This is a genomic window from Pseudomonas syringae (assembly GCF_000737245.1).
GTDB classification, from domain to species: domain Bacteria; phylum Pseudomonadota; class Gammaproteobacteria; order Pseudomonadales; family Pseudomonadaceae; genus Aquipseudomonas; species Aquipseudomonas syringae_J.
This window is the reverse complement of the sequence record NZ_JPQU01000015.1, coordinates 129,362-151,358: the sequence shown is the minus strand read 5'-3', so window position 1 is coordinate 151,358 and position 21,997 is coordinate 129,362. Positions and strand designations below refer to the sequence as shown.

20 protein-coding genes, 3 tRNA genes and 1 riboswitch are annotated in these 21,997 nt (G+C 58.5%); of the genes, 21 read left to right on the top strand and 2 right to left on the bottom strand.

The features are described from left to right. The 14 genes from IV01_RS27345 to astE form a co-directional block, all read left to right on the top strand. The coding region (locus tag IV01_RS27345; protein WP_418903503.1) for an IS3 family transposase at positions 1 to 74 on the top strand (74 nt) is incomplete at its 5' end. Between the two features lie 537 nt (positions 75 to 611). Next, a complete protein-coding gene (locus IV01_RS22450) occupies positions 612 to 1,388 on the top strand; it encodes an ABC transporter substrate-binding protein (RefSeq protein WP_032625547.1) in 777 nt (258 codons plus the stop codon). Positions 1,389 to 1,472: 84 nt separating this feature from the next. Next, a complete protein-coding gene (locus tag IV01_RS22455; protein ID WP_032625545.1) occupies positions 1,473 to 2,162 on the top strand; it encodes an ABC transporter permease in 690 nt (229 codons plus the stop codon). Continuing rightward, positions 2,159 to 2,857 (top strand): ABC transporter permease, encoded by a 699-nt coding sequence (locus IV01_RS22460; RefSeq protein WP_032625543.1) that lies wholly within the window; start codon positions 2,159 to 2,161, stop codon positions 2,855 to 2,857. Before IV01_RS22455 ends, IV01_RS22460 begins: the two co-directional genes overlap by 4 nt. 1 nt (position 2,858) lies before the next feature. Further along, complete coding sequence (locus IV01_RS22465; protein ID WP_032625541.1) at positions 2,859 to 3,971, top strand: succinylglutamate desuccinylase/aspartoacylase family protein; 1,113 nt, start codon at positions 2,859 to 2,861, stop codon at positions 3,969 to 3,971. Between the two features lie 22 nt (positions 3,972 to 3,993). Further along, positions 3,994 to 4,758, top strand: a complete 765-nt coding sequence (locus IV01_RS22470; protein ID WP_032625539.1) for an ABC transporter ATP-binding protein — start codon at positions 3,994 to 3,996, stop codon at positions 4,756 to 4,758. 163 nt (positions 4,759 to 4,921) lie between these two features. Then, positions 4,922 to 5,902, top strand: a complete 981-nt coding sequence (gene argR, locus IV01_RS22475) for a transcriptional regulator ArgR (RefSeq protein WP_032625537.1) — start codon at positions 4,922 to 4,924, stop codon at positions 5,900 to 5,902. 488 nt (positions 5,903 to 6,390) lie between these two features. After that, complete coding sequence (locus IV01_RS22480) at positions 6,391 to 7,611, top strand: aspartate aminotransferase family protein (protein ID WP_032625535.1); 1,221 nt, start codon at positions 6,391 to 6,393, stop codon at positions 7,609 to 7,611. Between the two features lie 187 nt (positions 7,612 to 7,798). Beyond that, the gene (gene aruF / locus IV01_RS22485) at positions 7,799 to 8,830 is read left to right on the top strand and encodes an arginine/ornithine succinyltransferase subunit alpha (protein WP_032625532.1); all 1,032 of its coding nucleotides are present in this window, start codon (positions 7,799 to 7,801) and stop codon (positions 8,828 to 8,830) included. Between the two features lie 75 nt (positions 8,831 to 8,905). After that, the gene (gene astA / locus IV01_RS22490) at positions 8,906 to 9,931 is read left to right on the top strand and encodes an arginine N-succinyltransferase (protein WP_032625530.1); all 1,026 of its coding nucleotides are present in this window, start codon (positions 8,906 to 8,908) and stop codon (positions 9,929 to 9,931) included. Continuing rightward, positions 9,928 to 11,394 carry a succinylglutamate-semialdehyde dehydrogenase gene (astD, locus tag IV01_RS22495; RefSeq protein WP_195758737.1) on the top strand — a complete coding sequence of 489 codons (1,467 nt, stop codon included), beginning with the start codon at positions 9,928 to 9,930 and terminating at the stop codon, positions 11,392 to 11,394. Before astA ends, astD begins: the two co-directional genes overlap by 4 nt. A gap of 282 nt (positions 11,395 to 11,676) precedes the next feature. Then, positions 11,677 to 13,023, top strand: a complete 1,347-nt coding sequence (gene astB / locus IV01_RS22500) for an N-succinylarginine dihydrolase (protein ID WP_032625526.1) — start codon at positions 11,677 to 11,679, stop codon at positions 13,021 to 13,023. 18 nt (positions 13,024 to 13,041) lie between these two features. After that, entirely contained in the window at positions 13,042 to 13,329 is a 288-nt protein-coding gene (locus tag IV01_RS22505) for a hypothetical protein (RefSeq protein ID WP_032625524.1), read from the top strand. 15 nt (positions 13,330 to 13,344) lie between these two features. Then, positions 13,345 to 14,352, top strand: a complete 1,008-nt coding sequence (astE, locus tag IV01_RS22510; protein ID WP_032625521.1) for a succinylglutamate desuccinylase — start codon at positions 13,345 to 13,347, stop codon at positions 14,350 to 14,352. Between the two features lie 117 nt (positions 14,353 to 14,469). On the opposite strand, the gene IV01_RS22515 is transcribed toward astE, so the two are convergent. After that, complete coding sequence (locus tag IV01_RS22515) at positions 14,470 to 14,979, bottom strand: 6,7-dimethyl-8-ribityllumazine synthase (protein WP_032625519.1); 510 nt, start codon at positions 14,977 to 14,979, stop codon at positions 14,470 to 14,472. A 119-nt stretch (positions 14,980 to 15,098) separates the two neighbouring features. Further along, positions 15,099 to 15,252: riboswitch (FMN riboswitch) on the bottom strand. 181 nt (positions 15,253 to 15,433) lie between these two features. Here IV01_RS22515 and ltaE point away from each other — a divergent pair. From ltaE to IV01_RS22550, 7 genes are all read left to right on the top strand, one after another. Further along, positions 15,434 to 16,438, top strand: a complete 1,005-nt coding sequence (ltaE, locus tag IV01_RS22520) for a low-specificity L-threonine aldolase (RefSeq protein WP_032625517.1) — start codon at positions 15,434 to 15,436, stop codon at positions 16,436 to 16,438. Positions 16,439 to 16,583: 145 nt separating this feature from the next. Next, positions 16,584 to 19,208, top strand: coding sequence for an alanine--tRNA ligase (gene alaS, locus IV01_RS22525; RefSeq protein WP_032625515.1), 2,625 nt, complete (start codon positions 16,584 to 16,586; stop codon positions 19,206 to 19,208). A 93-nt stretch (positions 19,209 to 19,301) separates the two neighbouring features. Continuing rightward, positions 19,302 to 20,534, top strand: a complete 1,233-nt coding sequence (locus IV01_RS22530; protein ID WP_032625513.1) for an aspartate kinase — start codon at positions 19,302 to 19,304, stop codon at positions 20,532 to 20,534. Between the two features lie 169 nt (positions 20,535 to 20,703). After that, positions 20,704 to 20,892 carry a carbon storage regulator CsrA gene (gene csrA, locus IV01_RS22535; RefSeq protein ID WP_002554426.1) on the top strand — a complete coding sequence of 63 codons (189 nt, stop codon included), beginning with the start codon at positions 20,704 to 20,706 and terminating at the stop codon, positions 20,890 to 20,892. 62 nt (positions 20,893 to 20,954) lie between these two features. Then, a tRNA-Ser gene (locus tag IV01_RS22540) sits at positions 20,955 to 21,045 on the top strand. Positions 21,046 to 21,151: 106 nt separating this feature from the next. Beyond that, a tRNA-Arg gene (locus IV01_RS22545) sits at positions 21,152 to 21,228 on the top strand. Between the two features lie 72 nt (positions 21,229 to 21,300). Beyond that, positions 21,301 to 21,377: transfer RNA gene (locus IV01_RS22550), tRNA-Arg, on the top strand. A 43-nt stretch (positions 21,378 to 21,420) separates the two neighbouring features. Here IV01_RS22550 and bamE read toward each other — a convergent pair. Further along, positions 21,421 to 21,915 carry an outer membrane protein assembly factor BamE domain-containing protein gene (gene bamE, locus IV01_RS22555; RefSeq protein ID WP_050507265.1) on the bottom strand — a complete coding sequence of 165 codons (495 nt, stop codon included), beginning with the start codon at positions 21,913 to 21,915 and terminating at the stop codon, positions 21,421 to 21,423. Positions 21,916 to 21,997: the final 82 nt, after the last annotated feature.

Here is a 21,997-nt window from a genome sequence, read left to right as displayed (position 1 = left end):
ACCATGATCGAATCAAGATGAAGCTGGGTGGGCTGAGCCCTGTAGCGTACAGAACACAGTCCACGGTAGCCTAGCCAACAGCTGTCCAACTTTTGGGGCGCACTTCATTAGCCTGTGGGAGCGGTGCTTGCCCGCGATAGGAGCGACGCCAGTCTTCCGGCCAACCAAGATATATATCCATCTGTTACCCAGCCCTAAACCAGGTAACGCACCGCCCATTTGTGGGGCGATCCCTCCCAATACTGTAGGAGTTTGCTGCAAAAGCACCCGGCAATTAGCCATGCGTCAACGCTGCGCTTGCCGTATTACAAGGCTTTGCCAATAATGGGCGCGTATCTTGCTGTAGTCACAGGTTACGCCTTCGATCCATTTGCATAACCTCGGATTGTTGTCAATTAGCTGGGCGTCACTTCTTGATGCATTTGTAACTACTTGTCGCATTGAAGAAATATCGACTTCAGGCCTGTGGTTAAAATGCCGGTCACTCGCCGAAGGCTTGCCGGGCCGGAAACCGGCACCAGCGTCAGGCGTCTACTTCCAATCGTCCTCTTCGCATATTGGGCCCTTGCTCACTCTGCCATTTGTCGTGTTTTACCGACGGAGTCCTAACAATGAAAAAGCTCATGCTTCTTGGTGCTTTGGCCCTGACCGTCCTGGCTCAGCCAGTGTTCGCTGATGAAAAACCTCTGAAAATCGGCATCGAAGCAGCGTACCCTCCGTTCGCTTCCAAGGCGCCGGATGGCAGCATCGTCGGTTTCGACTACGACATCGGTAACGCCCTGTGCGCCGAAATGAAGGTCAAGTGCGTCTGGGTCGAGCAAGAGTTCGACGGCCTGATCCCTGCGCTGAAAGTGCGCAAGATCGACGCGATCCTGTCCTCCATGTCCATCACTGAAGACCGCAAGAAGTCCGTTGATTTCACTGATCGCTACTACAGCACTCAGGCGCGTCTGGTTATGAAGGATGGCACCACGATCAGCGACAGCCTTGCTGAGCTGAAGGGCAAGAAGATCGGTGTACAGCGTGGTTCGATCCACGACCGCTTCGCCAAGGAAAAACTCGAGCCGCTGGGTGCCGAGATCAAATCCTACAGCTCGCAAAACGAAATCTATCTGGACATCCAGGCCGGTCGTCTCGACGGTACCGTGGCTGACGCTACCCTGCTTCAGGACGGTTTCCTGAAAACCGATTTGGGCAAGGGCTATGCTTTTGTCGGCCCGGCGTTTACTGATCCGGTGTATTTCGGCGATGGCATCGGCATTGCCGTGCGCAAGGGCGACAAGGCCAATCAGGAGCGTATCAACGCTGCCATTACTGCGATCCGTGCCAACGGCGAGTACAAGAAGATTCAAGACAAGTACTTCGACTTCGACGTTTACGGCAAGTAAACACGTCGTCCGGGATGGCGCAGCCATTGGCCGTTACAGGCCTCCGGCTAGCGCCATTTTTTACACCCATGAGGACCGCACAACATGTTGAAAGGCTACGGGGCTGTCATCCTCGAAGGCGCAGGGCTGACGTTGCAGTTGGCGCTCTCGTCGATGGCGCTGGCAATTGTCCTGGGCCTGATCGGCGTGTCGCTGCGTTTGTCGCCGGTGCGTTGGTTGGCGGCGTTGGGTGATCTGTATTCCACGGTGATTCGCGGGATCCCGGATCTGGTTCTGATTCTGCTGATCTTCTACGGCGGCCAAAGCGCGCTCAACAGTGTCGCGCCGATGCTCGGCTATGACGACTACATCGAGCTGAGCCCGCTGGCAGCAGGTATCGGGACGCTGGGCTTTATCTTCGGGGCCTATCTGTCGGAAACCTTCCGTGGCGCTTTCATGGCGATTCCCAAGGGGCAGGCCGAAGCAGGCATGGCTTACGGGATGAGCAGTTTCAAAGTGTTTTTCCGGATATTGGTGCCGCAGATGATCCGTCTGGCGATCCCCGGCTTCACCAATAACTGGCTGGTACTGACCAAGGCTACGGCGCTGATTTCGGTGGTCGGTCTGCAAGACATGATGTTCCGGGCCAAACAGGCGGCTGACGCCACTCGTGAACCCTTTACCTTCTTCCTCGCAGTGGCCGCGATGTACCTGGTGATTACCAGTGTTTCGCTGCTGGCCCTGCGCTTCGTCGAAAAGCGCTACTCGGTAGGCGTAAAGGCGGCTGACCTATGATCTTCGACTTCAACGTCGTCTGGGAAAGCCTGCCGCTCTATTTTGCCGGCATGTTGATGACCATCAAGCTGCTGGGGATTTCACTGGCATTCGGTTTGCTGGCGGCGCTGCCGCTGGGTCTTATGCGGGTCTCGAAAAATCCATGGGTCAACATGCCTGCCTGGCTGTACACCTACGTGATTCGTGGCACGCCCATGCTGGTGCAATTGTTCTTGATCTATTACGGACTCGCGCAATTTTCCGCCGTCCGCGAAAGCTTCCTGTGGCCCTGGTTGTCCAGCGCAACGTTTTGCGCCTGTTTGGCCTTCGCCATCAATACCAGCGCCTATACCGCCGAAATCATTGCCGGCAGCCTCAAGGCGACCCCCTCTGGCGAGATTGAAGCGGCTCGGGCCATGGGCATGTCCAAGTCCAAGATGTATCGCCGCATCCTGCTGCCTTCGGCGCTACGCCGGGCGCTGCCGCAGTACAGCAATGAAGTGATCATGATGCTGCAGACCACCAGTCTGGCGTCCATTGTGACCTTGATCGATATCACCGGCGCGGCCCGCACGGTCAATGCCCAGTTCTACCTGCCCTTCGAGGCATTCATTACCGCAGGCGTGTTCTACCTGTGCCTGACATTCATTCTGGTGCGACTGTTCAAGCTGGCGGAACGTCGCTGGCTGGGCTATCTCGCGCCCCGGAAGGCCTGACATGCAAAGAACCGATCATGTATTGCCGTGGAGCACCCTCGGCACCGAGCGTCAGCTGAGTGTATTTCGCTTCGGCAGCGGCGAGCGTAAAGCCTATATCCAGGCCAGCCTGCACGCCGACGAGTTGCCCGGTATGCGTACCGCCTGGGAGCTGAAAAAGCGTCTGGCCGAGCTGGAAGAGCAGGGCGCTTTGAAAGGTGTCATCGAACTGGTTCCGGTGGCCAATCCCATTGGTCTGGGTCAGTTGCTGCAAGGCGCGCATCAAGGCCGCTTCGAGTTCGGCAGCGGCAAGAACTTCAATCGGGACTTTTCCGAGTTGAGCGAACCGGTCGCCGAGTTGCTTGAAGGGCTATTGGGTGATGATCCGCACAGTAACGTGCAACTGATTCGTCAGGCCATGACCACCGCGCTGGAGAATCTCCCGCCGGCGGAAAGCGAGCTGCGCGGCATGCAGCGGATTCTGTTGAGCCATGCCTGCACGGCTGATGTGGTGCTCGACCTGCATTGTGACGCTGACGCCGCGCTGCACATATACGCCTTGCCCCAGCATTGGCCGCAATGGCGTTCGCTGACCGCGTATTTGAATGTGCAGGTGGCATTGCTCGCGGAAGATTCCGGCGGCAGCTCGTTTGACGAAGCCTGTTCGCTGCCCTGGTTGCGCCTGTCGCGGATTTTTCCTGACGCGCAGATTCCGTTGGCCTGTCTGGCGACCACCATCGAGCTGGGCGGTCAGGCCGATACGGGCAAGCCACAAGCCGAAACCCATGCTGAAGGGATTCTGGCGTTCCTGGCCGAGCAGGGTTTCATCAGTGGCGACTGGCCGCCGGCGGCCCACGAAGAATGTGAAGGCATGCCCTTCGAAGGGACTGAATTGTTGTTCGCGCCGCATCCCGGCGTGGTGACGTTCCTGCGTGAGGCGGGCGCTGACGTCGAAGTGGGCGAGCCGCTGTTTGAAGTCATCGACCCACTGTCCGATCGCGTAAGCACCGTGTGCTCCAACACTGCCGGTGTGCTCTTCGCCATCGAGCGCTTGCGTTACGCCCAACCGGGTTTCTGGCTGGCCAAAGTGGCGGGCCGCACCGCACGACGTCAGGGTCGCCTGCTCAATGACTGACCCATTTGTGAGAACCGAAAGCATGAACAAACTGGAAGTCCAGGACCTGCACAAGCGCTATGGCAGCCATGAAGTGCTCAAGGGTGTGTCCCTGACGGCCAAGGCTGGCGACGTGATCAGCATCATCGGCTCCAGCGGCTCGGGTAAAAGTACGTTTCTGCGTTGCATCAACCTGCTGGAGCAGCCTCATGCCGGCAAGATTCTGCTCAATAACGAAGAGCTGAAACTGGTAGCCACTAAGGATGGCAGCATGCGAGCTGCGGACCCTAAACAACTGCAACGCATGCGTTCTCGCCTGTCCATGGTGTTCCAGCATTTCAATCTGTGGTCGCACATGACCGCGATGGAAAACATCATCGAAGCCCCGGTCCATGTACTGGGTATCTCGAAGAAAGAGGCGCTGGAAAAGGCCGAGCATTACCTGAACAAGGTTGGCGTGGCGCACCGCAAGGATGCGTATCCGGGGCATATGTCCGGTGGTGAGCAGCAGCGCGTGGCGATTGCCCGGGCACTGGCGATGGAGCCGGAAGTCATGCTGTTCGACGAGCCGACCTCGGCCCTTGATCCTGAGCTGGTCGGTGACGTTCTCAAAGTCATGCAGGCGCTGGCTCTGGAAGGTCGGACCATGGTGGTGGTGACTCACGAAATGGGCTTCGCCCGCGAGGTCTCCAATCAGCTGATCTTCCTGCACAAAGGCGTTGTCGAAGAGCGGGGCGATCCCCGCGAAGTGCTGGTCAATCCGCAGTCGGAACGCTTGCAGCAGTTCCTGTCAGGTAGCTTGAAGTAACGAAAAGTGTCGTTTAAACGATGCCTTTCAAGAGGGAACAGGTCATGCTGGGCGGCAAGCGAGCTGACCTGATTGCAGCAGATTCAGCCCGGGTGTTGTGATGCCCACTCCATAAGCTGTGCAGACAGTTTTAACAACAGCGATACGCTCCGGATTGCACGCCATGACCGCCCATAGAATTGGTTTTCTCATTTGGCCCAGTACCAAAGCCCTGACGCTGGCGCTGGCCGAGGAAGCCTTGCGTGTTGCTCAGCGCGTCCATCCGGAAGTGCTCTACGAACTGTCGTTCCTGCAAGCCGAAGTACCCGCTGAAGGTGCGTGGCAATTGCCCGGCGAACCTTGGACCGGACGCCTCGAGGGCTGTCAGAAACTGTTCCTGCTGGCCGATGAACCGCCAGCGGCCATGAGTCCTGCACTGGCGGGGGCGCTGAAACAGCTGGTGCGTTCCGGTTGCGTGATCGGCGGCCTGTCAGCCGGTGTCTATCCACTGGCGCAGTTGGGTTTGCTCGATGGCTATCGGGCGGCCGTACACTGGCGCTGGCAGGATGATTTCAGCGAGCGCTTCCCCAAGGTGATCGCCACCAGCCATCTGTTCGACTGGGATCGGGACCGGCTAACGGCTTGCGGTGGCATGTCGGTCCTCGACCTGCTGCTGGCGGTGCTGGCCCGTGATCATGGCGCCGAGCTGGCGGGTGCGGTCTCTGAAGAGCTGGTGGTTGAGCGCATTCGTGAAGGCGGCGAGCGCCAGCGCATTCCGCTGCAGAATCGACTGGGCTCCAGCCATCCGAAGCTGACCCAGGCGGTGCTGTTGATGGAGGCCAATATTGAAGAACCGCTGACCACCGACGAAATCGCTCAGCATGTCTGCGTATCGCGTCGTCAGTTGGAACGGATCTTCAAGCAGTACCTCAACCGTGTTCCCAGCCAGTACTACCTTGAACTGCGCCTCAACAAGGCCCGGCAAATGCTGATGCAGACCAGCAAGTCGATCATTCAGATTGGTCTGTCCTGCGGCTTCTCGTCCGGCCCGCACTTCTCCAGCGCCTACCGCAACTTCTTTGGCGCAACCCCCCGGGAAGACCGTAACCAGCGCCGCAGCAGCAGCCCGTTTGAGTTGTCATCGGTGCCGGCTGAGCGGGGGTGATCCCACAGAGTTTGCGACCTTCCCCTGTGGGAGCGAGGCTTGCCCGCGATAAGGGCGACGCGATCTAAAGTGAACCGCGTACAGCCTTATCGCGGCATGAGTGTCTATACATTTTCCTGAGGTTTTTGTGTACATATCCGTTACCGCAGCAACGGATATGTATTCGAAAAAGGTGTCTAGATAACCATGCCGCGATAAGGCTGAACGCGATTTAAAGTGAAACGCGTTTGAGCTATCGCGAGCAAGCTCGCTCCTACAGGGAAATGTATCCACCCAAATCAAATAAATCTGTATCTGCAACTCTGCGCCCGCAACGTTTAAACTGCGCCTTTGCGACGGTTAATGTCGCATTGCCGAAAGTCCGCGAAAAACCCGGTTTTAGGCTGTAACAAGTTGTCGCCTCGCGGCAAGGCCCGGACGTAATCAGTCCTTACAATCCTCCCATCGCTTGCCAGTTTCAGGCGAGCGTTCCTCTTCAGGAGACTCCGATGTCCGTTGAGCAAGCTGCGGTGCAACGTGCCGATTTCGACCAGGTAATGGTCCCTAATTACGCTCCAGCAGGGTTCATCCCCGTGCGCGGTGCGGGTTCCCGGGTCTGGGATCAGTCGGGCCGTGAGCTGGTGGATCTCTCCGGCGGGATCGCCGTCAACGTACTGGGTCACTGCCATCCGGCGCTGGTGGGTGCTTTGACTGAGCAGGCCAACAAACTCTGGCACGTGTCCAACGTCTTCACCAACGAGCCAGCCCTGCGCCTGGCCAAAAAGCTGGTGGACGCGACTTTCGCCGAGCGCGTGTTCTTTTGTAACTCCGGTGCTGAAGCCAACGAAGCCGCATTCAAGCTGGCCCGTCGGGTTTCCCACGATCTGTATGGTCCGGAAAAGTACGAAATCATTGCCGCACTTAATAGCTTCCACGGCCGTACGCTGTTCACCGTTACCGTGGGTGGTCAGTCGAAATATTCCGATGGCTTCGGGCCAAAGATCACCGGCATCACTCACGTGCCGTTCAATGATCTGGCCGCTCTGAAAGCTGCTATTTCGGACAAGACCTGCGCCGTGGTGCTGGAGCCGATTCAGGGTGAAGGCGGCGTGCTGCCAGCTGAGCTGGAGTACCTGCAAGGCGCGCGCAGCCTGTGTGACGAGCACAAAGCATTGCTGATCTTCGACGAAGTACAAAGCGGCATGGGCCGTAGCGGCCAGTTGTTTGCGTACATGAATTACGGCGTGACGCCGGACATCCTCTCCAGCGCCAAGAGCATCGGCGGCGGTTTCCCGATGGCGGCCATGCTGACCACTGAAAAGCTCGCCAAGCACTTCGCCGTCGGCGTTCATGGCACCACGTACGGCGGCAACGCCCTGGCGTGCGCGGTGGGCAACGCAGTGATGGATGTGGTTCACACTCAGGAAGTGCGCGACGGCGTGAACGCCAAACACGCGAAATTCCGAGCGCGTCTGGAACAGATCGGCCAGCAATACGGCGTGTTCACTGAAGTTCGCGGTATGGGCCTGCTGATCGGCTGCGTCCTGGCCGATGCCTGGAAAGGCAAGGCCAAGGACTTCTTTAACGCTGCCGAGCATCAAGGCGTGATGATTCTGCAAGCCGGTCCTGACGTTGTGCGTTTCGCACCGAGTCTGGTGATCGAGGACGCGGACATCGACGAAGGCCTGGACCGTTTCGAACGGGCTGTGGCCAAGCTGACCCAAGTCTGAGTTTTGAGCTTCTGGCTTCTGGCTTCTGGCTTCTGGCTTCTGGCTTCTGGCTTCTGGCTTCTGGCTTGAAGCTTGAAGCTTGAAGCTTGAAGCTTGAAGCTTGCGGCTGTTTCTCTGCCCCTCTTGCCCTTTGGGCTTTTTTTTCTGAGCCGGTTCAACCGGTCTGTTTCTGGTAAGGAGTGGCACCATGCTCGTGATGCGCCCCGCGCAAATGGCTGATCTGGCGGAGGTCCAACGCCTCGCTGCCGACAGTCCGATCGGTGTCACGTCCCTGCCTGACGACGCTGGCCGCCTGGGCGACAAGATCGCCGCCTCGGAAGCGTCGTTCGCGGCTGAAGTCAGCTTCAATGGCGAAGAAACCTATTTCTTTGTCCTTGAGGACAGCGACAGCGGCCGACTGGTGGGCTGTTCCGGAATCGTTGCTTCGGCAGGGTATTCCGAACCCTTCTACAGCTTTCGCAACGAGACCTTCGTTCACGCCTCCCGCGAACTGAAAATCCACAACAAGATTCACGTGCTCTCTCAATGTCACGACCTGACCGGCAACAGCTTGCTGACCAGCTTTTACGTGGTGCCGGAACTGGTGGGCAGCCCCTGGTCGGAACTCAACTCCCGGGGCCGGCTGCTGTTTGTCGCCAGCCATCCGGAGCGCTTCGCTGATTCGGTGGTGACCGAAATCGTTGGCTACAGCGATGAGAATGGCGATTCGCCTTTCTGGGACGCCATTGGCCGCAACTTCTTCGATATTAATTACGCCGCCGCCGAGCGTTTGTGTGGGTTGAAAAGCCGGACTTTCCTTGCCGAGCTAATGCCGCATTACCCGATCTACGTACCGCTACTGCCGGACGCGGCCCAGGAGGCCATGGGTCAGGTCCATCCTCGGGCACAGATCACTTTCGACATCCTCATGCGCGAAGGCTTCGAAACCGATCACTACATCGATATTTTCGATGGCGGCCCGACGCTGCACGCACGGGTTTCAGGCATTCGCTCCATCGCCCAAAGCCGGCTGGTGCCGGTCAGCCTAGATTCCGAGAAATCCACCGACACAGGTTCCGGCGGCCGTTTATATCTGGTCGCCAACGGCCTGCTTCAGGATTACCGGGCGATTCTGCTGGAGCTGGACTGGGCACCGGGCAAGTCGGTTGCACTGAGCCTGGCTGCTGCCGAGGCGTTGGGTGTCGGTGAAGGTGCCAGCGTTCGGGTAGTGGCGGTCTGATACGCGGCTCGTCCGTGAATTGCAGGTTTAGCGAGTTTCGCCGGTTCCCGAGGGAAGCGGCTTTGAGGAGATAGCATGATCGTTCGTCCCGTAAGCAGCAGTGATCTGCCCGCGCTGATCGAGTTGGCGCGCAGCACAGGCGCTGGCCTGACGACCCTGCCCGCCAATGAAGAGCGTCTGGCGCATCGGGTAGGCTGGGCGGAAAAGACCTTTCGCGGTGAGGCGGGGCGCGGCGATGCCGACTATCTGTTCGTGCTGGAAGATGACGATGGCCGTGTGGTGGGTATCTCCGCTATCGCCGGTGCCGTCGGCCTGCGCGAGCCCTGGTACAACTATCGAGTGGGCCTGACCGTCAGCGCCTCGCAAGAACTGAACATCTATCGGGAAATCCCGACCCTGTTTCTGGCCAATGACCTGACCGGCAATTCCGAATTGTGCTCGCTGTTCCTGCACAGCGACTACCGCAATGGCCTGAACGGACGTCTGCTGGCCAAGGCGCGCATGCTGTTCATTGCCGAGTTTCCGCAACTGTTCGGCAACAAAATCATCGCTGAAATGCGCGGCATGTCTGACGAAAATGGTCGGTCGCCGTTCTGGGAAAGTCTGGGGCGGCACTTCTTCAAAATGGAGTTCAGCCAGGCGGACTACCTGACCGGCGTCGGCAACAAAGCCTTCATTGCCGAGCTGATGCCCAAGTTTCCGCTGTACTCGTGCTTCCTCTCTGAAGATGCGCGCAACGTCATTGGCCGGGTGCATGCCGATACCGAGCCGGCACTGACGATGCTCAAGGCGGAAGGCTTCAGCTACCAGGGCTACGTCGACATTTTTGACGCCGGCCCCGCTGTGGAGTGCGAGACCGCCAAGATCCGTGCCGTGCGCGACAGTCAGCCCCTGGTGCTGGCCATTGGCACGCCGGGTGATGACGCGACGCCATTCCTGATCCACAACCGTAGGCGTGAAGATTGCCGGATCACGGTCGCTGCGGCGCGCTTTGCCGCCGGCACCCTGGTAGTCGACCCTGCTACCGCCAAGCGTTTGCGCTTGAGCGCGGGTGATAGCGTGCGGGCGGTTGCGTTGTCGCCGGCCCGGGAGGTTAATTGATGAACACACTTTATGTAGCAGGCGCCTGGCAGGCCGGGCAGGGCGAAACATTTGAATCCCTCAACCCTGTGACGCAGAAGGTCTTGTGGTCCGGGCAAGGCGCAAGCGCCGAGCAGGTTGACCAGGCAGTGCGAGCCGCGCGACAGGCTTTCCCGGCATGGGCGAAGCGCCCGCTGGATGAGCGTATCGGCGTGCTGGAGGCGTTCGCCGCCAGCCTTAAAACCCATGCTGATGAACTCGGCCATTGCATCGGTGAAGAAACCGGCAAGCCGCTGTGGGAGTCGATGACTGAAGTGACCAGCATGGTCAACAAGATCGCGATCTCGATTCAAAGCTACCGTGAGCGCACCGGCGAGAAGAGCGGCCCCTTGGGCGACGCCACCGCCGTTTTGCGTCACAAGCCCCACGGCGTGGTCGCCGTTTTCGGGCCGTCTAACTTCCCTGGGCATCTGCCTAACGGGCATATCGTCCCGGCGTTGCTGGCGGGCAACGCTGTGCTGTTCAAGCCCAGTGAACTGACACCCAAAGTGGCTGAGCTGACGGTCAAATGCTGGATCGAAGCCGGGTTGCCTGCGGGCGTCCTCAACCTGTTGCAAGGCGCTCGGGAAACCGGCATGGCGCTGGCGGCTAATGAGGGTATCGACGGCTTGTTCTTCACCGGTTCCAGCCGCACCGGCAATACGCTGCACCAGCAATTCGCCGGTCGGCCGGACAAGATTCTTGCGCTGGAAATGGGCGGCAATAATCCACTGGTGGTCGATCAGGTGGCGGATGTCGAGGCCGCGGTTTATACGGTGATTCAGTCGGCATTCATTTCGGCGGGGCAACGCTGCACCTGCGCCCGTCGTCTTCTGGTGCCTGAAGGGGCGTGGGGCGATGCTTTCCTTCAACGGCTGGTGAACGTTACGCGGACCATTGAGGTCGGTGCGTTCGATCAGCAGCCGCCGCCGTTCATGGGCTCGGTCATCTCGCTGCAGGCAGCCAGTGCGTTGCTCGCTGCTCAGGGCCAATTGATTGCCAACGGTGCTGTGGCGTTGCTGGAAATGACTCAACCGCAAACTAAGGCGGCGCTGTTGACGCCGGGCCTCATTGACGTCACTGAGGTCAGTGATCCTATCGATGAAGAGCTGTTCGGCCCATTGCTGCAGGTGATCCGCTACGTTGATTTCGACAGCGCGATTGCGCTGGCCAACGACACGCAATACGGGCTGGCGGCGGGTCTGTTGTCCGATTCCGAAGCGCGCTATCAGCAGTTCTGGCTGGAAAGCCGTGCGGGTATCGTCAACTGGAACAAGCAACTGACCGGCGCAGCCAGCAGCGCGCCGTTTGGCGGAGTCGGCGCATCTGGCAACCATCGAGCCAGCGCGTACTACGCTGCGGATTACTGCGCGTACCCGGTGGCGTCACTGGAAAGCAGCAGTCTGACATTGCCTGCAACCCTGACGCCTGGTGTGCGGTTATGAAGGACGTGTAGGAGCCGGCACTCAGTTATCTCAGGTGGACCCATTCTGTAGGAGCGCGCTTGCCCGCGATGCGATTCTGGAGCCAGCATGTTTGTAGTCTGTGCAGCCGTCATCGCGGGCAAGCGCGCTCCTACAGGTGCGATGTCGGTTTCCAGACAGCGCTCTGTCAGGGGTACCGAGGGGGCTCTAACAGAAAATTGGGTGTTGTTAATGGAGCTGCACCAGTCAGCAAAGCGATGATTGAACCCTACGCTTATAAAAAAGATCCACGGAGCCGAGCCGATGAAATCATACGAAGTGAATTTTGACGGCCTGGTCGGGCCGACCCATAACTACGGCGGGTTGTCCTACGGTAACGTCGCATCGCAAAGCAATTGCCAGCAGTCTTCCAACCCTCGCGAAGCGGCGTTGCAAGGCCTGGCGAAGATGAAAGCGCTGATGGATATGGGCTTTACTCAGGGTGTGTTGGCCCCTCAGGAACGTCCCGATGTGGCTGGCTTGCGCAAGCTGGGTTTCGCCGGCACCGATGCACAGGTCATCGAGCAGGCGGCCAAGCAGGCCATGCCATTGCTGGCTGCCAGTTGCTCGGCATCCAGCATGTGGGTGGCCAATGCCGCCACCGTCAGTCCAAGCGCGGACACCGCCGATGGCCGCGTGCATTTCACCGCCGCCAACCTGGCCTGCAAATATCACCGCAGCATCGAGCATCCCACCACCAGCCGGGTTCTAGGGGCGATGTTTGCCGACCAGCAACACTTCTCCCATCACAGCGCGTTGCCGTCTGTGACCCAGTTTGGCGACGAGGGCGCTGCCAACCACACTCGCTTGTGCCGGGACTATGGCGACGCGGGCGTGGAGTTTTTCGTGTTTGGCCGCAGCGCATTCGACAGTCGCTATCCTGCGCCGCAGAAGTACCCGGCCCGCCAGACTCTCGAAGCCTCTCAGGCCGTTGCGCGCCTGCATGGGTTGAGTGAAAGCGGCGTGGTCTACGGCCAGCAGAATCCGGCTGTGATCGATCAGGGCGTGTTTCATAACGACGTGATTGCGGTGGGTAACGGCGAAGTGCTGTTCTATCACGAGGACGCCTTCCTCCATACGGAGCGGCTGCTGGGTGAACTGCAGGACAAGCTTGGCCGTTGTGGCGGCCAGCTCAAGGCCATCTGCGTGCCTCGGGCTGAGGTCTCGGTGGAAGATGCCGTGCGTTCCTACCTGTTCAACAGCCAGCTCTTGTCCCGTGCTGATGGTTCTATGTTGCTGATCGTGCCCGAAGAGTGCCGTAGCAACGAGCGGGTCTGGCGCTACCTGCAAGGGCTGCTGGCGGGTACCGGGCCGATCCGCGAGGTCAAGGTTTTCGATCTCAAGCAAAGCATGCAGAACGGCGGAGGGCCGGCTTGCCTGCGTCTTCGCGTCGCGCTCAATGAAACCGAGCTGGCGGCGGTCAATCCAGGGGTTATCATGACCGCGCCGTTGTACGCCACGCTGACTCAATGGGTCGACAAGCATTATCGCGATCGCATGAGCGAGGATGACTTGACCGACCCGCAATTGCTGCTTGAATGCCGCACGGCACTGGATGAACTGACGCAAATCCTTAAACTGGGCGCGGTCTATCCTTTCCAACTTGTCTGAACATAGAGAATCCCGATCATGAGCGACACCCTGCAATTAATCCTTGAAGACACCGATGGCACTCAGCTGGAAACTTCCTGCACCCGCGTCGCCGTCATGTGGCAGGGCAAGGAACTGTGGATCCAGCACGACGGCCGCGGCCAGCTGTTGATCGGCGTTGATGTAGAAGAAGGTGATGCCGAATACGCCAACCTGCTGTTGCGCCCACTGGCCACCAACCTGGTCAGCCTGCAGCTGGAGATGGAACCTGCCGACGTTGGTGACGACGAAGAGCATGTGCATGGTCCGGACTGCCAACACGATTAAAAACAGGAATCGCCCATGCTCGCCCTCGGCAAACTGCTTGACCTGACCCTGGCTGGACGTGAACCAGCGGAAAAGACTCAAACGACTGTCGGCGGCGTGCGTCTGCGATGGTTGAGTGAGGGGGCGCTTGAAGTGCGTCCGCCTCAGGACCGGGACAACGGCGCTGATTTGCTGTTGTCGGCCGGCATTCATGGTAATGAGACGGCTCCCATCGAGCTGCTGGATGACCTGATCCGCAGCATTGCCCGCAGCGAACTAAAACCGCGGGCACGTATTCTTTTTCTGTTCGGCAACCCCGAAGCCATGCGCCGGGGCGAGCGTTATGTCGAGCAAGATGTAAACCGGCTGTTCAACGGCCGGCACGAACTCAGCGGTGGCCCAGAAGCCCTGCGCGCCTGTGAGCTGGAACGGCTGGCGGCGACGTTTTTCAGCGTGCCGGACCGCTATCGTTTGCACTACGACCTGCATACCGCCATCCGTGGTTCGAAGATCGAGCAGTTCGCACTCTATCCCTGGAAGGAAGGCCGCGAGCATTCCCGGCAGCAACTGGCCCGGCTGCGTGCAGCGGGTATGCAAGCGGTGCTGCTGCAGAACAAGTCATCCATCGTGTTCAGCGCTTACACCTACGACAAACTGGGCGCCGAGTCTTTCACCCTTGAACTGGGCAAGGCGCGGCCTTTCGGGCGCAACGCCGAGGTCAACCTGACGCTGCTGCGCACGCGCCTGGAACAGATGATCGAAGGCAATGAGCCGGAGCTGGATGAAAACCTTGAGGGTTTGCAGCTATTCAGTGTGGCGCGGGAAATCATCAAACAAAGCGATGCTTTTCGAATGCATTTGCCATTGGATGTCGAGAACTTCTCGCCGCTCGATAAAGGCTACCTGCTGGCGGACGACCTGAGCGATTCACGCTGGGTGGTGGAAGAAGAGGGCGCGAGGATTATCTTTCCCAATCCTCGGGTGCAGGTTGGCTTGCGGGCCGGGATATTGATTGTGCCCACTAAGGCGGATGGATTGGTTTGAGTCGCCGTCGACCTGTAGGAGCGCGCTTGCCCGCGATTGCGTCGGGTCAGCCAACATAAATGTTGCCTGATAAATCCAGTCGCAGGCAAGCGCGCTCCTACGGGCTTGGGGGCCGGATTAACCGACCTTCTTCTGCCCTTCAATCCGACGCAAAGCACGCACTTTGGCCACGGTGTCGGCGCAGGTTTTTGCTGCTTCCTGACCTTTGTGCAGGAAATGCTCGAAGAAGAACTTCTGATGTTCTTCGCCCGCATGGAAGTGGTGCGGAGTCAGGACTACCGAGAACACCGGCACTTCGGTTTCCAGCTGCACCTGCATTAGCGCGCTGACCACGGACTGAGCGACGAACTCGTGGCGGTAGATGCCGCCGTCAACCACCAGTGCCGCGCCGACGACGCCTGCATAGCGGCCGCTGTTGGCAAGAAGTTTGGCGTGCAACGGGATTTCAAACGCGCCGCCGACTTCGAAGAAATCGATGTCCGCTTCGGTGTAGCCATGATTGGCCATTTCAGCGATGAAGCCGATTTTGCTCTGATCGACAATATCCTTGTGCCAGCAGGCCTGGATAAAAGCGATACGCTCGTTTGCGTGGCTTTTGCTTTTGCTGTCAATTGCGGTGGGTTGCATCAGTTCTGTCTCCTGTCTATGAAAAAACAGGGCGCTTTGGATCGAATGGGATGCCAGGGTACGACCGCCAGCCCCACGAAAAACGTGGCAATGCTCGCGAAACGATCCGGTGGTGCCAATCCCGTTCTCTCTTCATCCGGACTATGACCGTCGGCCCTGGGATCACACCAGGTCTGCTGACCTCACCTGGAAAATCGGGTGAGCGCTCGCGGGCTAAACGCATTGCGCGTCATTACCGCCGGTGGGGAATCGCACCCCGCCCTGAGAACGTTGCCGTCGATATTTTTCTTCGGCGGGCAGTTTTTATCACAGATTCACACAATGTGCATGGACGCTTTCCTACAGTGATGCGTACTTTTTCTTATAACGAATCCTTGGAATTGCCGCTCAATACCTTGATTATCCCAAGCCCAGGCCTCAGAACTGAGGTTCGCATTCTTCAGGGAGCTTTATCGTGACGGTTATTGATTTGCGCAGCGACACAGTGACCCAGCCCAGTGCCGGCATGCGTGCAGCCATGGCGCTGGCACCCTTGGGTGACGATGTGTATGGCGAAGACCCAACGGTCAATCAGCTGGAGGCAACCCTGGCCAAGCGCCTGGGTTTCAAGGCGGCGCTGTTCGTCCCCACCGGTACGATGAGCAATCTGCTTGGCTTGATGGCCCATTGCGAGCGCGGCGATGAATACATCGTCGGCCAGCAGGCGCATACCTATAAGTACGAAGGCGGCGGTGCGGCAGTCCTGGGTTCGATTCAGCCCCAGCCACTGGAGAATCAGGCCGACGGTTCGCTGGATCTGGATCAGGTGCTGGCGACCATCAAGCCGGACGATTTCCATTTTGCCCGCAGTAAATTACTGGCCCTGGAAAACACCATGCAGGGCAAAGTGTTGCCAATGAGCTATCTGGCTGCGGCCCGAAAATTCACCAGGGCTCATGGTCTGGCGCTGCATCTGGATGGCGCGCGGTTGTACAACGCCTCGGTCAAGCTCGGTGTCGATGCCCGGGAGATCACCCAGCATTTCGATTCGGTTTCGGTTTGCCTGTCCAAAGGCCTTGGTGCGCCAATCGGTTCGGTGTTGTGCGGGTCCGAATCCTTCATCGTCAAGGCGCGCCGATTGCGCAAAATGGTCGGTGGCGGCATGCGCCAGGCAGGATTGCTGGCGGCCGCGGGCCTTTACGCCCTTGATCACCACGTCGAGCGCCTGGCGGAAGATCACATCAACGCTGAGCTGCTTGCCAAAGGCCTGACTGAGTCGGGTTACAGCGTGGAGCCGGTGCACACCAATATGGTTTACGTAAACATCGGCGATCAGGCTCAGGCGCTCAAGGCTTTCTGCGCCAGGCGCGGGATTACTCTCAGTGCAGCGCCACGCTTGCGCATGGTTACGCACCTGGATGTTTCCCGCGAGCAGATCGAGCAAGTCATCGTGGCATTCGCCGATTTTTCTCGTGCGTGAGGTGCCGATAGTCCAGTAGCTTATCTCTATCGTACAAACAGACTGTACCGGCGACGCAACGCCTATATAATGCGGCCCTTTGCCGTCGCTACGTCACATGACGTTTTGCACTTTGCCTCTGGCCGCAGTCTCCGTGGAAGAACCTATGAAAAGCGCAGAAATCCGTGAAGCCTTCCTTGGCTTCTTCGAAGAGCAGGGCCACACCCGTGTAGCTTCCAGCTCCTTGATTCCGGGCAACGACCCGACCCTGCTGTTTACCAACGCAGGCATGAACCAGTTCAAGGATTGCTTCCTGGGCCAGGAAAAGCGAGCCTACACCCGTGCCGTCAGCAGCCAGAAATGCGTGCGCGCCGGTGGCAAGCACAACGACCTGGAAAACGTCGGTTATACCGCGCGTCACCACACATTCTTCGAGATGCTGGGCAACTTCAGCTTCGGTGATTACTTCAAGCGTGATGCCATTACCTACGCCTGGACATTCCTGACCTCGGAAAAATGGCTGAACCTGCCCAAGGAAAAACTCTGGGTCACGGTTTACGCCACTGACGACGAAGCCTATGACATCTGGACCAAAGAGATCGGCGTACCTGCCGAGCGCATGGTTCGCATCGGCGATAACAAGGGCGCACCTTACGCGTCCGACAACTTCTGGACCATGGGCGATACCGGCCCGTGCGGTCCTTGCACCGAGATTTTCTTCGATCACGGTCCGGACATCTGGGGCGGCCCACCGGGTTCGCCGGAAGAAGACGGCGACCGTTACATCGAGATTTGGAACAACGTTTTCATGCAGTTCAACCGTACAGCGGACGGCGTGCTGCACCCGCTGCCTGCGCCGTCGGTGGATACCGGCATGGGCCTGGAGCGCGTAAGTGCCGTCCTGCAACACGTCAACTCGAACTACGAGATCGACCTGTTCCAGAGCTTGCTGGCTGCCGCTGCCAAAGCGATCGGCTGCAGCAACGACAATCAGGCGTCCCTGAAAGTTGTGGCTGACCACATTCGTTCCTGTGGCTTCCTGATCGCCGACGGCGTGCTGCCTTCCAACGAAGGCCGTGGTTATGTGCTGCGCCGCATCATTCGTCGCGCCTGCCGTCACGGCAACAAGCTCGGCGCCAAGGGCAGCTTCTTCTATCAGATCGTGGCTGCACTGGTTGCCGAGATGGGCACTGCGTTCCCTGAACTGACCCAGCAGCAGGCGCACATCGAGCGCGTGCTCAAGGCAGAAGAAGAGCAGTTCGCCAAGACTCTGGAGCAGGGCCTGAAAATCCTCGAGCAGGATCTGGCTGACCTCAAAGGCACCGTGGTCCCAGGCGACGTAGTGTTCAAACTCTACGACACCTATGGTTTTCCGATGGACTTGACCGGTGACATCGCCCGCGAGCGCAATCTGACTCTCGACGAGGAAGGCTTCGAGCGCGAAATGGACGCCCAGCGCGTGCGCGCTCGTTCGGCCAGTTCGTTCGGCATGGACTACAACAGCCTGGTCAAGGTTGATGTGGCCACCGAGTTCACCGGTTACAAGGCAACCCGTGGCGATGCGAAAATCGTCGCTCTCTATAAAGAAGGCCAGAAAGTCGAGCAGTTGGGCGAAGGCGAAGAGGGCGTGGTAATTCTCGATACCACGCCGTTCTACGCTGAATCCGGTGGTCAGATCGGTGATGGCGGCTACATCAGCGCTGGCGAAGTCCGCTTCGACGTGCGTGACACCACCAAGACCGGCGGCGCATTCCTGCACCATGGCGTCGTGGCGTCGGGCACCCTGAGTGTCGGCGCGGCAGTGAACACTGAAGTGAACGCCGAAGTTCGTAACGCCACGGCATTGAACCACTCTGCAACCCACTTGCTGCACGCAGCCCTGCGTCAAGTGCTGGGCGAGCACGTTCAGCAGAAAGGCTCGTTGGTAGACAGCCAGCGCCTGCGCTTTGACTTCAGCCACTTTGAAGCCATCAAGCCTGAGCAGTTGAAAGCCCTGGAAGACATCGTCAACGCCGAAATCCGCAAGAACAGCGCGGTTGAGACGGTAGAAACCGATATCGAAACCGCCAAGGCGCGTGGCGCAATGGCCCTGTTTGGCGAGAAGTACGGCGACAGCGTCCGTGTGCTGAGCATGGGCGGCGATTTCTCCGTCGAGTTGTGTGGTGGTATCCACGCCAACCGTACCGGCGACATTGCGGTGTTCAAGATTGTCAGTGAGGGCGGTGTGGCCGCTGGTGTTCGCCGCATCGAAGCGGTCACCGGCGCAGCAGCGCTTGGCTACCTCAATGCCGCGGAAGATCAGCTCAAGGAAGCCGCGACGCTGGTCAAAGGCAATCGCGACAACCTGCTGGACAAGCTGTCGGCTGTGCTTGAACGCAACCGTCTGCTGGAAAAACAACTGGAACAATTGCAGGCCAAGGCGGCCAGTGCAGCGGGCGACGATCTGTCGTCCTCCGCACTGGATGTCAAAGGCGTGAAAGTGCTGGCCGTGCGCCTGGACGGTCAGGATGGCAAAGCGCTGCTGGCGCTGGTCGATCAATTGAAGAACAAGCTCGGTCGCGCAGTGATCCTGCTCGGCGGGGTGCACGAGGATAAGGTCGTACTGGTTGCAGGCGTAACCAAAGACCTGACTGGCCAACTCAAAGCCGGTGATTTGATGAAACAGGCTGCTGCCGCCGTGGGCGGTAAAGGCGGCGGTCGTCCTGACATGGCGCAAGGTGGCGGTGTCGACGCAGGCGCGCTGGATGCAGCGCTGGCGTTGACCGTACCTTTCGTCGAGCAGGGTATTTAAGTCGACCTGTCAGGCCCACTCGGTTGCAGCGGGCCTGACGCTTGGATTTGAACGTTTAATGGGCGCCCTTAATCGGGCAGAGGCGGCTTTGAGATGGCTTTGATCGTACAGAAGTTTGGCGGCACCTCGGTGGGCTCTGTAGAGCGTATCGAACAGGTGGCCGACAAAATCAAGAAATTCCGCGAGGCGGGCGACGACCTGGTGGTTGTGCTGTCAGCCATGAGCGGTGAAACCAATCGCTTGATCGAACTGGCCAAGCAGATCAGCGATCAGCCGGTTCCCCGTGAACTGGACGTGATCGTTTCCACCGGTGAGCAAGTGACCATCGCGCTGTTGGCCATGGCATTGATCAAACGCGGCGTACCAGCGGTGTCGTACACCGGTAATCAGGTGCGTATCCTGACAGACAGCGCGCATAACAAGGCGCGGATCCTGCAGATTGACGATCAGAAAATTCGCTCTGACCTGAAGGCCGGTCGCGTGGTAGTCGTCGCCGGTTTCCAGGGTGTGGACGAGAACGGCAACATCACGACGCTTGGTCGTGGCGGTTCCGACACCACTGGCGTCGCGCTGGCCGCGGCGCTCAAGGCCGACGAGTGCCAGATCTATACCGATGTCGACGGCGTCTACACCACGGACCCACGCGTGGTGTCCCAGGCTCAGCGTCTGGACAAGATCACCTTCGAAGAGATGCTGGAAATGGCCAGCCTCGGTTCCAAGGTGTTGCAGATCCGTGCGGTCGAGTTCGCCGGCAAGTACAACGTCCCGCTGCGCGTATTGCACAGCTTCAAGGAGGGTCCAGGCACCCTCATCACAATTGACGAAGAGGAATCCATGGAACAGCCGATCATTTCCGGCATCGCTTTCAACCGCGATGAAGCCAAGCTGACCATCCGTGGCGTGCCAGACACCCCAGGCGTGGCGTTCAAAATTCTCGGGCCTATCAGCGGCGCGAACATCGAAGTCGACATGATCGTGCAGAACGTTGCGCACGATAACACCACCGACTTCACCTTCACCGTGCATCGCAACGACTATCAGGCGGCCTTGCAGGTGCTTGAAGCCACCGCTCGTGAAATCAGCGCCCGTGAAGTCATTGGTGATACCAAGATTGCCAAGGTGTCCATCGTCGGCGTCGGCATGCGCTCCCACGCAGGCGTGGCCAGCCGCATGTTCGAATCCCTGGCCAAGGAAAGCATCAACATCCAGATGATCTCGACATCGGAAATCAAGGTGTCAGTGGTCATCGAAGAGAAGTACCTGGAGCTGGCAGTACGTGCGCTGCATACAGCTTTTGAGCTGGACGCTCCCCGACAGGGTGAGTGATGCATCGGCAAAGGGCGCGGTCTGACCGCGCCCTTTGTGTTTTTGATGGGCGAACCTGCGCTTTTGATTTCGTCGGTCGATACGCTGGTTACAACCGTGACGAAGTCGCGGGCGTCGCCTTCCGGCTATGCAGCCGTAGTCCCTGAATGTAATCCGTGAGGAGAAAGGTATGCTGATTCTGACTCGTCGGTGCGCAGAAAGCCTGATCATTGGTGATGGAGAAATCACCGTGACCGTGCTCGGCGTCAAAGGCAATCAAGTGCGCATTGGTGTGAATGCACCCAAGGAAGTGGCTGTTCACCGTGAAGAGATTTACCTGCGTATCAAGAAAGAGAAGGACGAAGAACCAAGCCATTAATTTTTATTGAATTTTTGGTTTGCAAACGGGGAAAAGGGTGGTTATTATACGCCCCGTGTTGCGGAGAGCTGGCCGAGTGGCCGAAGGCGCTCCCCTGCTAAGGGAGTACACCTCACAAGGGTGTCGGGGGTTCGAATCCCCCGTTCTCCGCCATTATTTGCTTAGTACGTTGTTTCTGGCTTTAACAGTAAGTTGTTGAATTTACTAGAGAAAGTGCTTTACAAAAAGAATCGACGGCCTATAATGCGCGGCAACAAATGCACTCGTAGCTCAGCTGGATAGAGTACTCGGCTACGAACCGAGCGGTCACAGGTTCGAATCCTGTCGAGTGCACCATTTAAGAGTTGTTTGCAGTAATGCAGGTAACTTTGCTACAACCAGCGGTGATCTGGTTTATCAAGCGCTAATGCACTCGTAGCTCAGCTGGATAGAGTACTCGGCTACGAACCGAGCGGTCACAGGTTCGAATCCTGTCGAGTGCACCAAACACCAAAAAGCCCGTATCGTCTGATACGGGCTTTTTGCTTTCTAGCGTTTGCCTTTCACGCATCCATTCTCGTCAAACGTGACTTGGCTGCTGCGCCCTTTTTTCTCCTTATACACATAGCGCGTTTCTCCATTTCTGCTGACCACTTTGTCGGGTCTGCCCAGCAAGCTCTCAACATCTCTGCGGGTCATGCCAGGTGGAGTCTGTTGGTTGATGATCGCCCGTCGGCGTTGATCGGCGCTCAGGCGATTCCCGCAACCGTCATCGCGCTCTCCGACCACCACTACGTCCGTGTTGCGTGGTGCTGTTTCCAGTCTGCGCCATGTTTTGTCAGCCCCTTCGGCAGTAGGCACTGAGCTTCCTGGCGGTGCGTTGTAGGCCTTTTGCTGTTGCATGCTATGGGCGACAGGGCAGCCCAGTGTGGTAAACGTAATGTTTCCCGTGGCATCTTCGCAACGCTGGACGGTCGAGGCCTGAAGAGAGTGAACGGGGCCGAGCAGGGCGATCCCCAAAAGCAGACTGGCTTTGAATGGCATGCGGCGTCTTCCGTGACGGGTGATGCGCAAGCCTAGCCAATGTCGGTTTCGATGGCGAAGGTGTTTTCTTGGCTGAATGTGA